Origin of the sequence: Mesorhizobium sp. M1169 (assembly GCF_040318345.1) — a bacterium.
In the GTDB taxonomy this organism is placed as follows: Bacteria; Pseudomonadota; Alphaproteobacteria; order Rhizobiales; family Rhizobiaceae; genus Mesorhizobium.
Map to the genome: position 1 here is coordinate 1 of NZ_JAMYME010000041.1, position 12,622 is coordinate 12,622.

Consider the following 12,622-nt stretch of genomic DNA (forward strand, 5'->3'; position numbering starts at 1 on the left):
TGCTGTTCGCGCACCTCAAGCGCATCCTGAAGCTCGATCGATTGCGATTGCGCGGCCCCTGTGGTGCCCGCGATGAGTTCCACCTCGCAGCCATCGCCCAGAACCTCAGGAAATTGGCCAAGATCTGCACTATCCGGACACCAATCCCAGCCACTTAGGGCAAGGAGGCCGCCTCGACCCAATCGCAACTCGTCGCGGCGAAAAGAACGCCTGGCTTAATCACCGACTTCTTCAACACAATCCACCAATTGCAGGCGTAGGTTTCAGGATTCACGCCATTTTTGCCGGTGGCGCAATACGGCGTCGGAAAATTACCCACATTGAACTGACCTTGAACATCGGCAAAGGCGATGCAGGCCTTCTTCCCTGTCTTGAACCAGCAACTGATCGCGTGCAGTCATCCGGATAAGCCGCCCCGCCGGAGGCCAAGCTGACTTGGTGACACACGAACGCATTATTGTCTTCCGGTCTGGCGGCAACAGTATCAGCAGGACGGCAAAGCTGACCGGCTGCAGCGAAGCGCAGGTGAAGCGCGCTGGGCTCGACATCAGAAGGAAAGCGGGAAGCAGGAAATGTTGTCGCAAAAGTTGAGTTCTGCGAGGTGCAAAAGTCAGTTGCAAATCGTCGCGACAGAGGCTCGGCAGCTCCCCGAAGTAGCCATTTCAGATTGCTTGCAGGTGCGGATAAAGTCCTTTATGCATCGGCACATGATCAAGTCCGCGCTCATCGCTGCAATCTATTATGCGACGCTTCCATAAGGAGCGGCGCGTTTCGATCATGCCTTGAAACAAGCCGCCGTCAGGCGGCTTTGTTCATTGAGAGGACCCCCTGGCGGCAATACCAGGAGGATTCCCTATGGCACTTCCCGATTTATCAACCGGTCATTCCAAACCATATTCGGCGGCTTTGAAGACGCTCATTGAGCGCGGCTATGTAAATCAAGGGACCGACCTGCCGGGTGTCGATGCCGCCTTTGAAGCAGGCATCGTACCCGCTTACGCTGGTTTCGATGCGACGGCTGACAGTCTTCATGTCGGCCATCTTCTTCTGATCATGGCGCTTCGTCATCTTCAGCAGACTGGCCATAAACCCATCGTTCTCATTGGGGGTGGGACCACCCGCATCGGCGATCCCAGCTTCCGTTCGGACGCGCGGCCGATGCTGACGGACGAGCGGATCGCCGCCAACATTGAAGGGATCAGAAAGGTCTTTGGCCGTCTCCTTGTCTTCGGAGACGGCCCGACGGATGCCGTGATGGTGAACAATGCCGACTGGCTGGACAGCATTCGTTGGATCGACATGCTGAGAGACGTCGGCAGGCATTTCTCCGTCAATCGGATGCTCTCTTTCGACAGTGTGAAGTCGCGGCTGGAAAAGCAGGAGAATCTGAGCTTCTTAGAATTCAACTACATGATCCTCCAAGCGTTCGACTTCCTTGAGCTAACCCGCCGGACCGGTTGCCGTTTGCAGATGGGTGGAGCCGACCAGTGGGGGAACATCATCAATGGCATCGACTTGATACGGCGGACGGATGGAAAGGAAGTCTTCGGAGTGACTACGCCGCTTCTGAAGACTCCTTCAGGTGTCAAGATGGGTAAGACGGCTGCCGGAGCTGTGTGGCTCAACGAAGATCGCCTTTCGCCATACGATTACTGGCAATTCTGGCGTAACACGGAAGACGCTGATGTCGTTCGGTTTCTGAAGCTTTTCACCGATCTGCCGATGAACGAGATCGAGCGATTTGGACAGGCTGAAGGAACCGAGCTAAACGCCGTCAAAGAACGTCTCGCCAACGAAGCTACGGCCCTGGCACATGGAACTAACGCCGCCAAACAGGCGGAGGCCACGGCTAGCCAAGCATTTGGGCAGGGCGAAGCCGCAGAGGGGCTAGCGACGCTTCATCTAAATGACGCCGAGGGGTTGGCCGGAGTAGCCCTTGTGGATTTGCTGGTACGCGCCGGATTGACCTCCTCCAAAGGGGAAGCGCGAAGGGCGATCTCGGGACGAGGTGTGCGGATCAACGGCAACGTTGTCGAGGTTGATACAATGATATCTTCCCAAGACCTCCCGATCCGGCTTTCGCTCGGCCGGAAGCGCCACACTGTTGTAAAGTAGGGTTTCAGCAAATGCTGTCGCAGAAATTCTGCCCGCTTAGCGGATATTGCAGACATTCGCGTCGAGTTCCCTGAGGAATGTCGAGAGACACTCCTCAGGGGGTAGTTAAGGCCGCCAAGTTTTCTGGGTTAGCAGGCGCGCCACTGTGGCAGCTTGGCTTGTATGGCGAGGCCATGGTTGAGTGAGGCGAACCAAATCCAGCCCCGCGGTCGATCCCGAAGCTTCCCACAATGGCGAAGAGAACATCTTCACTGGTTCCTTTTCAGCACAAGACCTTCCGTTCGCTATGGTCGGCTGCACTCATTTCGAACCTTGGCACCCTAGTGGAAGGTGCGGCGGCAGCTTGGCTGATGACGAGCATCGCCACCTCCCATGGAATGGTGGCGCTCGTCCAGTCATCGACCACCCTCCCCTACATGATCTTCTCGCTCGCGGCGGGAGCGCTCGCGGACAAGTTTGACCGTCGCCGGATCATGTTGACTGCGCAACTGCTGATGGTCTGCGTATCCGCCTTCCTGGCGTTCCTGACCTATGCGGGGAATGACACCCTGGACCCTTCTGGGTCTCACCTTCCTAATCGGCTGTGGTTGGGCATTGCACGATCCCTCTTGGCAAGCCTCCATGGGAGATATCCTGCCTCGCGAACACCTGCCAAGCGGGGTTGCGCTCAACGGCATGAGCTACAATCTCATGCGCAGCATCGGGCCGGCGATTGGCGGCATAATCGTGGCCACAGCCGGTGCGGCCTTCGCGTTCCTCTTCAACGTCCTTTGCTACTTCGCTCTGATCGCTGCGCTGTTGCGATGGAAAGCCGAACGGGCACGACAAGCGCTGCCGCGGGAGGCTTTCGGCAGTGCGATGGCGGCGGGCTTCCGTTACGTGCTCTTGTCGCCGAACCTTCTCAAGGTGATGTGCCGGAGCTTTTCGGCCTCACCGCCGTTGTCATTTTGGCTCTCCTGCCGTTGGTCGCTCGCGAACAGATCAAAGGGACCGCAGTCACCTACGGCGTGATGCTCGGCTTCTTCGGCCTGGGAGCGATTTGCGGCGCGCTCCTCATCGGGCGGGTCCGAGAAGTTCTCTCCAACGAATGGGTCATTCGCGGTGCGTTCTTTGTATTGGCGATCAGCTGCTTCTTTCGGGCATGGAGCGAGCACGTTGGGCTGAGCTGTCTCAACCTCATGCCAGCCGGTGCGGCCTGGATTCAATCATTCTCGCTGTTTAACGTCACAGTGCAGCTTTCGGCGCCGCGGTGGGTGGTTGGACGCGCCCTCTCTCTATCAGACGGCCACATACGGCGGCATGGCGGCGGGAAGCTGGCTTTGGGGCGAACTGGCGGATGTCCAAGGTGTTTCGGGAGCCTTGCTCGTCCGCCAGCTGGTTCTTGTCATTGGGGGACTGATGGGCATCCTTCTGCGTCAGCCGGATTTTGAAACGCTCAATCTGGATCCGACCAACAAGTTCAGCGAACCGACGCTGCAACTTGACCTGCGGCCACGAAGCGGTCCGATCATGGTGATGGTCGACTATCGTGTCGATCAGAGAGATCCAGACTCGCCCACAATAATTATCTGAATTTCAGCAGTAATTTTTGATCGCCCATTCGTGCTGTGTACCAGCCCTGTGTCTTGCGCAAGTGGTCACGAACGGCTGCCGGAGCCTCGAAGACGCCCTAAAAACACATGCTGCGATTTTTGAACACGCTTGACGATTAGATTAATTCATCCACAATGCGTGTGTTGAACACGCGAGGTGAGTTATGAACATGAAAGAGCTTAGGGTTCGACTGGGCATGACTCAAAAAGATTTGGCAGAGCAGATGGCAACGACGCAACAGACTGTGGCCCGTTGGGAAACAGGCAAAACGCAGTTGAACGTCGAGCAGATCAAGGACCTTTGTCTCACGTTGAAATGCACGGTCGAGGAGCTGCTGGGCTGGAAGATTGATGTCGAGGAGTGGCGCACGAGCCCGTTTGCAATTGCCGATGCCGAAACGCGATACGGCACGCTCAGAATCAAGACGACTGTTGGCAGCCGCCAATATCCTATCGATGAAAAGGCGCGTGAATCGATTTTACGTCAGTTGAAGGAACTTCATAATCTTCGTAGAAATAACACAAGCAGGCCATGGCTGTATTGTTGGAGCCTTGACAACAAAATACTCTTGATAAATCCGCAATATGTCCGCACCATTGAGCTTATCGGTGAAGATGTAGAGGAGATGCCAGAGTATTATCATCCAGAAATCTATCGGGCTTTGGATGACTGGGATAAGGGTGAGGTTTCAGGAAAGCTGAAGAAAGAATGCGATGCCATCATCGCAGAGATGGGTGATCAGGAAGCCGTGCGCATGGCCTCCCATGTTCGCGTCACATATGACGACGGAGAAGATGAGTGGAACTTCTTGGATGAAGAAACCGCTACGACTTTCTTCGGATTGGAAGCTGCGACCTTTGACGTTCCCCAGTGTAGTTTCGCCGAAGTGGAGGAAGAAGGTTACTACCGAGCGCGATACGCCAACCTTGATCGCGTCGCGGTGATGGAGGTTCCAAGCGACCGTTATCACAGATTGACCGCGCCCGAGGAAGCTTAGAACCATCCACGAAGGGCGCATGTTACATCTGACCTTGCGTGGTGCGTTTTCAGTACGAGATGACGTTAAGCGTAGGTAGTGGCAGGTAAGAGTGCTCGACCAGAAGCTCAACTGCCTCCTCAATATCGCTGCCAATGTGCCGCAGGACACGTCCACGGGAGCGTGGATAGGCGTGAAGTTCCTGCACTCCACGGTCCGCTCTCCCATCGTCGGTATGTGCCCGACGCCATCTTGTGGACGAGCTTGGCCGCCTGCACCCGGTTGTATTCCGGCTTGCGGTCCGCCTGGGGGTCCGCCGCGATGGCTATCTCCATGTCAATCGGCGCCGAACTTTGACTGCCCGCTGCTTTTGATGATTTGGCGAGGTCCCGCGCATAATCACTCTTGGTCTTCTCCTTGAGGCCCTGTGTCGCGAACTTGTGGTCCAGCAGGGCAAACAGGTCCAAGTCCCCTTCCGCCTGTGGCGCTGGCTTGTCCTCACCGCCCTCGGCTTCCCAATTGGGGACCGCTTCTGCGCGCTCCACCGTGGCGATTGTCCGCCCAAGACGCATCACAAGATCGAACGCCAAACCGTGCGCGTGCACGACGATTTGCCGCCCAGGCCTCATTTGGACAGGACTTGAGCTGGCCCGGTGGTTTGAGCCGGGTTACCTTGAGCCGGTGGGCTGCGAACAAGCAGTTCGAGACATTGGCCTCGATCACTTCGCAACACGCCGCTGCGCCTGGCCTCGGTGTGCTCCCCCCGAAATCGTTGTGTCATATCACCGAGGGCATCACGGCCAACAGCTTCCACATGGGCAACAGCCTCGCCATTGGGCCGAATATGGTCGCGAGCAGATCACCAACGAAGCGGTCGGAACCTCGGAGCCGAAGTTCGACGCCGAGGTGGTTCGCATGATGCGCTAAGCAGCACCACGGCGCTTGCCGGTATGTTTGCTGCCAGCAGCCGACGAACTCCTATCCTCCTGGACCGCTGTGCGTTATTGCTTTGATTTACCGGCCGCTCAAGGCTTCCATAGTTTCGCTTTCAAGGCGACCTTTGGCAACATGCCAACGGAAATTTAACATAACGGCATAAACATTTCTTTATGCGGCGTTGACAAAGAAGCGAACTGCTGTAATTGTCTCCCGCGTCGTGGTTCTCCGTACGGCGCTGCCGCAGCGGAGCTAAGAGGGAAGCCGGTGCGATGCCGGCGCTGCCCCCGCAACTGTTAGCGGCGAGCCAACCCCACTCATGTCACTGAGGCGAATAGCCTTGGGAAGACCGGTAGAGGCTATGACCCCGCGAGCCAGGAGACCTGCCACGGCGAATTACGTCCACGGGCGGGGTGTCTCGGTGGCCGCTGCAGCCTGGCGTTCGTGCCGGCCTGCTAGCGCCTTCCTTGTCACCGACGCCCCAACCATCGGGGTCTGGCATGACTGTCTCTCAGCAAATTCCTGTAGCAACGCTCGGCGTGCCCCGCTTCGGTCGTCGGCGAGAACTGAAATTCGCGCTTGAAAGCTACTGGTCCGGAAAATCGTCCGCTGCCGACCTTCTCACGACCGCGAAGGCGCTCCGTGCCGCTAGCTGGGAGGAGCAGCACGATCGCGGCGTGTCGAAAATCCCGTCGAACGACTTCTCGCTCTACGACCATGTGCTCGACACCGCAGCCATGGTCGGCGCCGTTCCATCCCGTTACGGCTGGAATAGCGGCGAGGTCCCACTTGACATCTACTTCGCAATGGCGCGCGGCAACCAGGGTCAGACGGAGGATTGTGGACACGCTGGTCACCAGCAGGCGGCTCATCGGCCTGATGTAACCGCGATGGAAATGACCAAGTGGTTTGACACCAACTATCACTACATTGTGCCGGAACTCGACGATGATCAGACGTTCGCCCTCTCGTCGACGAAACCGGTCGACTACTTCCTCGAGGCTAAAGCTCTCGGCATTCACACACGCCCAGTCATCCTTGGACCGGTCACCTTCCTCAAGCTGGCTAAATCGCCTGCCGAAGGCTTCGATCCCATCGCGCTCCTGCCGCGGCTGCTGCCCGTCTACGAGCAACTCCTGCAGAGGCTGAAGCTGTCGGGAGCCGACTGGGTGCAGATCGATGAGCCAGCGCTTGTCCTCGATCTGAACCCGAACGAACGAGCTGCGTTCGAATTCGCCTATGGCCAGCTGTCGAAAGCCGCGCCCGAGCTGAAGATCATGCTGGCTACCTATTTCGGGCCGCTGGGAGACAATCTCGAAACCGCGGTTTCTCTGCCCCTGGCCGGGCTGCATATTGATCTCGTGCGCGCTCCCGAGCAGCTGGAAACCGTGGGTCGGCTCGCACCGAAGGATCTGGTGCTCTCGCTTGGCTTGATCGATGGCCGCAACGTCTGGCGTGCGAACCTGCCCGCCATTCTCGACCGCATCAAACCGATCGTCGCCGGCTGGCCCTTGGACCGCGTCGAGATCGCGCCTTCCTGCTCGATGCTGCACGTGCCGATCGACCTGCGCATGGAGACGGAACTCGACGCGGACATCAGGTCGTGGCTCGCCTTCGCGGCCCAGAAGACCGACGAGTTGGTGTTGCTGGCCCAGGCCCTGTCCCAAGGCACGGATGCGGTGGCAGGCGCGTTGAAAGCGTCTGCCGAGGCTGCCGCCACCCGCGTGACATCCACGAAGATCCATGACCCGCTTGTTGAGGGGCGGATCGCCAGCATTGACGACAGCATGAAGCGACGAGAGAGCGCTTTTGCCGAGCGCTCCAGAGTCCAGGCCGGCACGCTGGGGCTGCCGCCGTTCCCGACGACGACCATCGGGTCCTTCCCGCAGACGCCGCAGGTACGCAGGGCGCGGGCCGCTCATGCGAAGGGCCAGCTGAGCTATGTCGACTACGAGACCTTCCTGAAGAAGGAGATCGAGGCTGCAATTCGCTGGCAGGAAGAGATCGGGCTGGACGTGCTGGTGCACGGCGAGTTCGAACGAAACGACATGGTACAGCATTTCGGCGAGCAGCTGTCCGGCTTCGCCTTCACCCAGCATGCCTGGGTGCAGAGCTATGGGTCGCGTTACGTGCGCCCCCCCATCATCTTCGGCGACGTATCGAGGCCCAATCCGATGACGCTGCGCTGGTGGCAATTCGCCCAGTCGCTTACGGAAAAGCCTGTGAAGGGAATGCTCACAGGCCCAGTGACCATTCTCAACTGGTCTTTTGTTCGCGACGACGTACCCCGCTCTGAAGCATGCCGCCAGATCGCGCTCGCCATCCGCGACGAAGTGACGGATCTCGAATGGTCCGGCGCAAGGATGATCCAGATCGATGAGGCCGCGTTTCGCGAAGGATTGCCACTGCGCCAGTCTGATTGGAACGACTATCTCGACTGGGCTGTCGAATGCTTCCGGATCGCTTCAACGGGTGTAAAGGACGCGACTCAAATCCATACCCACATGTGCTATTCGGAGTTCAACGAGATCATCGACGCGATCGCTGAAATGGATGCGGATGTCATTTCGATTGAGACGTCGCGCTCGAAAATGGAGCTGCTGGACGCTTTCACGAGCTCCAAATATCCGAACGAAATCGGTCCCGGAGTCTATGACATTCACTCACCACGCGTCCCGGAAGTCGGCGAGATTTTGGATCTCGTCATGCTTGCCCGCGAGCGACTGTCGGATGCCCAACTGTGGGTAAACCCGGACTGTGGCCTCAAAACACGCAAATGGGAGGAGGTCCGCCCTGCCCTCATGAACATGGTTGCTGCAGCACGCGCGCTCCGGGAGAAAGTGTAGGCCGGAGGGTTTCCTGGTTGCTCACCATGTGGTGAGTGACCGGGCTGCCGCATGTCGGCCGTGAATGTGCCAAAACGCGATCACATCCTTTGAAATAAGTCACTCGAGCGAGAATGTGCACTTTCCTTCGGCACGTGTATTAATCGCGCAGGAGTAAAGGGCACCGTTTTCTCCCTGTGACGTGTCGAGTTCGAAGGGGATGTGATTGGCGTCGAGACCGCTCCGGCCATGGGTTATCAGCATGCCAAGTGCACTGTTCTCGATCAGTTCGTAGAGGACTTCTCGGCTCGGTTCATCGAAATGCGCGGGTAAATACATGACAGTTCCTTTCACGGGCCGCTGGGTTGGTGTTTACCGGCCGGCATCTGATGGCAAGCGTTCCAGCGCCGCGACGATCCGGAGCTTTGCTGGTGCGGGCAGAGGCAGGATGGGACGCGGGGGTTCGGCACTGCAAATGTCGAGCAATTCGGCAAGTGCATAGACGACGCGAAGGCTCGAGAACTCCTTGAAGAGGCTCCAGAGCGGCGCAAGCGTGGCATCGATCCGTCGCGCTTCGGCCGCATCGCCCTGTTGCGCCGCCGTGACGATCTTCACGCAGACCTCGGGCAGGATGCCGGCGAGGACGCTGTACCATGTGTCGGCGCCGGCGATCATGGCCTCTGCAGCGTTCCAGTCGCCGCTGTAGCCGATCGAGAACCCTTCCGGCACAGTGCGCCTCTGGTCGGCCAGATGGCTCTTGATCGCATCGCCCTTGTCTGTCGGATTCTTGATAGCGACAATCCCACCCACCTTTGCCAGGCGGCTGACGAGTGCTGGGGTGAAATGGAAATGCGTCGTTCCTGGATTGTCGTAGACGACAATCGGCAGGCCGCTCTCGCACGCCACCGTCGAGAAATGTTCGAACACCTCGTCATCAGTGAGCGGGGTGTAAGAGGCGGCGGCAAGCAACCCCGCGGCAGCCCCAAGGGCCTTAGCGTCCTGCGCGAGCCTCACTGCTTCGTCGGTGCGCAGCGCGCCCACACCCACCACGACCGGCATTTGTCCCCCGGTTTCGTCCAAGGTCTCGGCGAGCGTCCGTCGCCGTTCCTCGCGCGTCAGATACATGTATGTGCCGGTGCTGCCGAGAAGACCGATGGAATCGACCTGAGCGGCGCAAAGCCTGGCAATCAGCTTGCGCAGAGCAACGGTATCGACGCGGCCGTCCCGATCGGTCGGCGTGATGGGAAACGCGGAAAGGCCGCTCAGGAATGCCATGGCAAGGCTCCGGGTTTGTACGCGAGCGCAGGACTGGCCGGACCACAGGTCATCACAGGGCGTCCAGAGCCCGCCGCAGGTCGGCGATTAGGTCATCGGCGTCTTCAAGACCCACCGAGAGACGCATGAGGTCCTCGCCGACTCCATCGGCCAGATGCGCATCCTTGCGGATCGGCTGACGAGCACGGGTCAGGCTTGCCGGATGATAGATGAGGCTGTCGGCATCGCCGAGGCTGACAGCCCGGGTGATCAGGTTGAGCCGGTCCATCATCCGCCGCGCGCCCTCGAACCCAGCGTGGAGGCCAAAGGCCAACATGCCCGACCCTTGGGACATCTGCTTTCGCGCCGTCACCTGATCAGGGTGCGAGTCGAGGAAGGGATAACTCACCCATGCCACCGCCGGGTGCGCCTCGAGCGCCTGAGCCACCGCAAGGGCCGTGGCGCTGTGGCGTTCCATGCGCAGCGTGAGCGTCTTCAGACCGCGCAGGATCAGGAAGGCTGACATGGGCGAGAGCGCTGCGCCGGTGATGTAGCGCAGGCCCGTTTCGTGCAGCGTGCGGAGCGTTTGCGCGTGGCCGAGAATCGCCCCACCAAGGGCATCGCCGTGCCCATTGATGTATTTGGTCAGGGAGTGGAGCACGAGGTCGGCCCCATGTTCGAGCGGCCGCTGGAGCGCGGGCGAGGCGAAGGTGCTGTCGACTGCAACCTTTACACCGCGCGCGTGGGCGCGCTCGGCAATGGCAGCGATGTCGAGGATGCGGCTCAGCGGATTCACCGGCGTCTCGAAGAAAACAAGCCGGGTCCGCTCGGTGATCGCGGCATCGAGATTGTGAGGATCGGACAGGTCGACCGCGACGACCTTGATGCCGAAGCGGGGGACCGCCTGTTCGACCATGGCAAGCGTGTTCGCATAAAGCGTCTTGTGGACGATGAGTTCATCGCCTTGGGACAGGAGCGACAAGATCAGTGTGCCGAAAGCCGCCATCCCCGAGGCAACGATCAAACCTGCCTCGGCTCCTTCCAGATTGGCGAGCCGTTGCTCGAGGATCTCCGTCGTCGGATTGTATTCGCGCGCATAGAGCCTTCCGCCAAGGGCGGCGGCGGCCTCGTTCGCTGCCACGCTTTCGAATCCATAGGTCGAGGTCAAGAAGACTGGCGGCTGAACGGCATTGGAAAAGCCGGCGGGATCGTAGCCATGATGGATCGCCCGAGTGGCGAATCCGGGACCGGTGTCGTGGAGCGACCGCGTGAGAGCATCGGTTTCGGATTGATAGGAGCGGGTCATTCGGCCTTCTAGATCTTTCTTGGGTTTCCGAAAGATTGACGGCAAACTGGCCAATGTGAAATATCCAGTTAGCAATGAATGAAATGGTCCAGTCTTCAAGTGCCGGTTCTGCAGGTCGCTCGCACGCGATGGGTGCACGCCAGATCTACGAGGCTCTTCGCGAGCAAATCCTCGGCGGCGTCTATGAAACCGGCAGTCAGCTGCCGTCCTCCCGAGGCCTGGCAAATGACCTTGGCGTTTCGCGAACGACGGTGACGGTCGCCTATGAGCAACTGACCGCGGAAGGTTTCATCGAAGTCCGTCAAGGCGCACGACCTCGCGTTGCATCTTCGCTGATCGGTCCTGAGACGAGCCGCACTGTCGCGAAACGAGTCGGCCCGGTTCATCTGTCCGCCTATGGCGAACGACTGCGCGTCACGCCGCCCTGGCCGGATTATCTGCCGACTGGGCTGAAGGTCGATTTCCGCTATGGCGACCTGGCGCCGTCAGACTTCCCCGCATTGGTCTGGAAACGTGCGATGAGCAAGGCGATGGGGCAGCGCCCGTTGCGTCTTGCCTATGACGATCCTCGCGGCTCGCGCCGGCTGCGCCAGGCGCTCCAGGGCTATCTCTGGCGCGCCCGAACCCTGAGTTGCGACCTCGAGCAGATCATCATCGTCAACGGTTCGCAGCAGGGCCTAGATCTGTGCGCTCGCCTGCTTCTCGATCCCGCCGACCGCTTCGTCATCGAGGACCCGTGCTATAGGATGGCGCGTCAGGTCTTTGCCAGTACGGGTGCCTCGCCCGTCCCGGTCACCGTCGACGAGGACGGGATGAAGACGGAGTTGCTGGCGGGGATCGGGGCACGACTGGCCTATGTCACGCCATCGCATCAGTTTCCGCTGGGCGGCGTCATGCCGATCACGCGCCGCCACCAGCTTCTGGAATGGGCGCGGCACAACAATGCCTACGTGATCGAGGACGACTACGACAGCGAATATCGCTACGACATCAATCCGGTCCCTCCGCTGCACAGTCTCGAGGACCACGGGGCTGTCATCTACCTCGGCACGATCTCCAAAACGCTCTCGCCGATGCTGCGTATCGGCTACCTCGTCGTCCCGCCGGAATTGCAGGAGGTCTTCGCAACCGCCAAACAATTCGCGGACCGGCATTCGCCGGTGGCTGAACAGGAGGCTCTGGCCTCTTTGATCGAGAGTGGCGGGTACGAAAGCCATGTGCGGCGCGTGCGCAGGCTGAACGGCGAGCGTCGGGGGACGTTGCTGGGCGCCTTGCGGCGCAGCTTCGGCGATCGCATCGCTGTCCAGGGAGCAGAGGCCGGTCTGCACGTCGTCGTTTGGTTCGACGAACTGCCGCGATCGCGGGAAACGACCCTGGTCGAAGCCGCCCGAGGCGCGGGCCTGGGGCTACACCTGATCTCGCCCCTTTACGAGCGGCAGTCGGACGAAGGCCACATCGATCGCGTGGGGCTTGTCATGGGCTATGCCGCCTTGAGCATTCGGCAGATCGAGAAGGGCGTTGAGATCCTGCGAGCGGTTGTCAAGCAGGTGCAAGACGCGTTGCCGGGACACGGTGGCTAAAACGGCGGGGACGTGGCGTGCTGGCGAGGAAACCGAC

Annotated in this window: 8 protein-coding genes, 2 pseudogenes and 1 riboswitch; of the genes and pseudogenes, 6 read left to right on the plus strand and 4 right to left on the minus strand. The window is 59.6% G+C overall.

Going from position 1 to position 12,622, the window contains the following annotated elements; all coding sequences use genetic code 11:
- The 4 genes and pseudogenes from NKH41_RS27740 to NKH41_RS27755 all read left to right on the plus strand — a co-directional run.
- Window positions 1-158 (plus strand): annotated as a pseudogene (locus tag NKH41_RS27740) (IS5/IS1182 family transposase); the annotation flags it as partial.
- Window positions 159-855: 697 nt separating this feature from the next.
- Window positions 856-2,115 carry a tyrosine--tRNA ligase gene (tyrS, locus tag NKH41_RS27745; protein WP_352934879.1) on the plus strand — a complete coding sequence of 420 codons (1,260 nt, stop codon included), beginning with the start codon at window positions 856-858 and terminating at the stop codon, window positions 2,113-2,115.
- Between the two features lie 230 nt (window positions 2,116-2,345).
- Window positions 2,346-3,660, plus strand: a pseudogene (locus tag NKH41_RS27750) (MFS transporter); the annotation flags it as partial.
- A gap of 211 nt (window positions 3,661-3,871) precedes the next feature.
- Window positions 3,872-4,705, plus strand: coding sequence for a helix-turn-helix transcriptional regulator (locus tag NKH41_RS27755; protein WP_352934882.1), 834 nt, complete (start codon window positions 3,872-3,874; stop codon window positions 4,703-4,705).
- A 119-nt stretch (window positions 4,706-4,824) separates the two neighbouring features.
- Here the strand turns inward: NKH41_RS27755 and NKH41_RS27760 are convergent, their stop codons facing one another.
- Window positions 4,825-5,274, minus strand: a complete 450-nt coding sequence (locus NKH41_RS27760; RefSeq protein WP_352934885.1) for a hypothetical protein — start codon at window positions 5,272-5,274, stop codon at window positions 4,825-4,827.
- Window positions 5,275-5,824: 550 nt separating this feature from the next.
- Window positions 5,825-6,025, plus strand: a riboswitch (cobalamin riboswitch).
- Between the two features lie 95 nt (window positions 6,026-6,120).
- Here NKH41_RS27760 and metE point away from each other — a divergent pair.
- Window positions 6,121-8,466, plus strand: coding sequence for a 5-methyltetrahydropteroyltriglutamate--homocysteine S-methyltransferase (metE, locus tag NKH41_RS27765; RefSeq protein WP_352934887.1), 2,346 nt, complete (start codon window positions 6,121-6,123; stop codon window positions 8,464-8,466).
- A 99-nt stretch (window positions 8,467-8,565) separates the two neighbouring features.
- On the opposite strand, the gene NKH41_RS27770 is transcribed toward metE, so the two are convergent.
- From NKH41_RS27770 to NKH41_RS27780, 3 genes are read right to left on the minus strand one after another with little or no spacing between them, the layout of a single operon-like run.
- A complete protein-coding gene (locus NKH41_RS27770; protein ID WP_352934890.1) occupies window positions 8,566-8,784 on the minus strand; it encodes an FMN-binding negative transcriptional regulator in 219 nt (72 codons plus the stop codon).
- A gap of 33 nt (window positions 8,785-8,817) precedes the next feature.
- The gene (locus NKH41_RS27775) at window positions 8,818-9,720 is read right to left on the minus strand and encodes a dihydrodipicolinate synthase family protein (RefSeq protein ID WP_352934893.1); all 903 of its coding nucleotides are present in this window, start codon (window positions 9,718-9,720) and stop codon (window positions 8,818-8,820) included.
- Between the two features lie 52 nt (window positions 9,721-9,772).
- Entirely contained in the window at window positions 9,773-11,005 is a 1,233-nt protein-coding gene (locus NKH41_RS27780; RefSeq protein ID WP_352934896.1) for a trans-sulfuration enzyme family protein, read from the minus strand.
- An 83-nt stretch (window positions 11,006-11,088) separates the two neighbouring features.
- Here NKH41_RS27780 and pdxR point away from each other — a divergent pair, with 83 nt between their 5' ends.
- Window positions 11,089-12,585: a MocR-like pyridoxine biosynthesis transcription factor PdxR gene (gene pdxR / locus NKH41_RS27785; protein WP_502906057.1), complete on the plus strand. Its 1,497-nt coding sequence runs from the start codon at window positions 11,089-11,091 to the stop codon at window positions 12,583-12,585.
- Window positions 12,586-12,622 lie beyond the last annotated feature (37 nt).

Bases quoted from the DNA above. Each gene is read 5' to 3' on its own strand.
- tyrS (WP_352934879.1), top strand. From the start codon at position 856: ATGGCACTTCCCGATTTATCAACCGGTCATTCCAAACCATATTCGGCG.
- NKH41_RS27755 (WP_352934882.1), top strand. From the start codon at position 3,872: ATGAACATGAAAGAGCTTAGGGTTCGACTGGGCATGACTCAAAAAGAT.
- metE (WP_352934887.1), top strand. From the start codon at position 6,121: ATGACTGTCTCTCAGCAAATTCCTGTAGCAACGCTCGGCGTGCCCCGC.
- NKH41_RS27770 (WP_352934890.1), bottom strand. From the start codon at position 8,784: ATGTATTTACCCGCGCATTTCGATGAACCGAGCCGAGAAGTCCTCTAC.
- NKH41_RS27775 (WP_352934893.1), bottom strand. From the start codon at position 9,720: ATGGCATTCCTGAGCGGCCTTTCCGCGTTTCCCATCACGCCGACCGAT.
- NKH41_RS27780 (WP_352934896.1), bottom strand. From the start codon at position 11,005: ATGACCCGCTCCTATCAATCCGAAACCGATGCTCTCACGCGGTCGCTC.
- pdxR (WP_502906057.1), top strand. From the start codon at position 11,089: ATGGTCCAGTCTTCAAGTGCCGGTTCTGCAGGTCGCTCGCACGCGATG.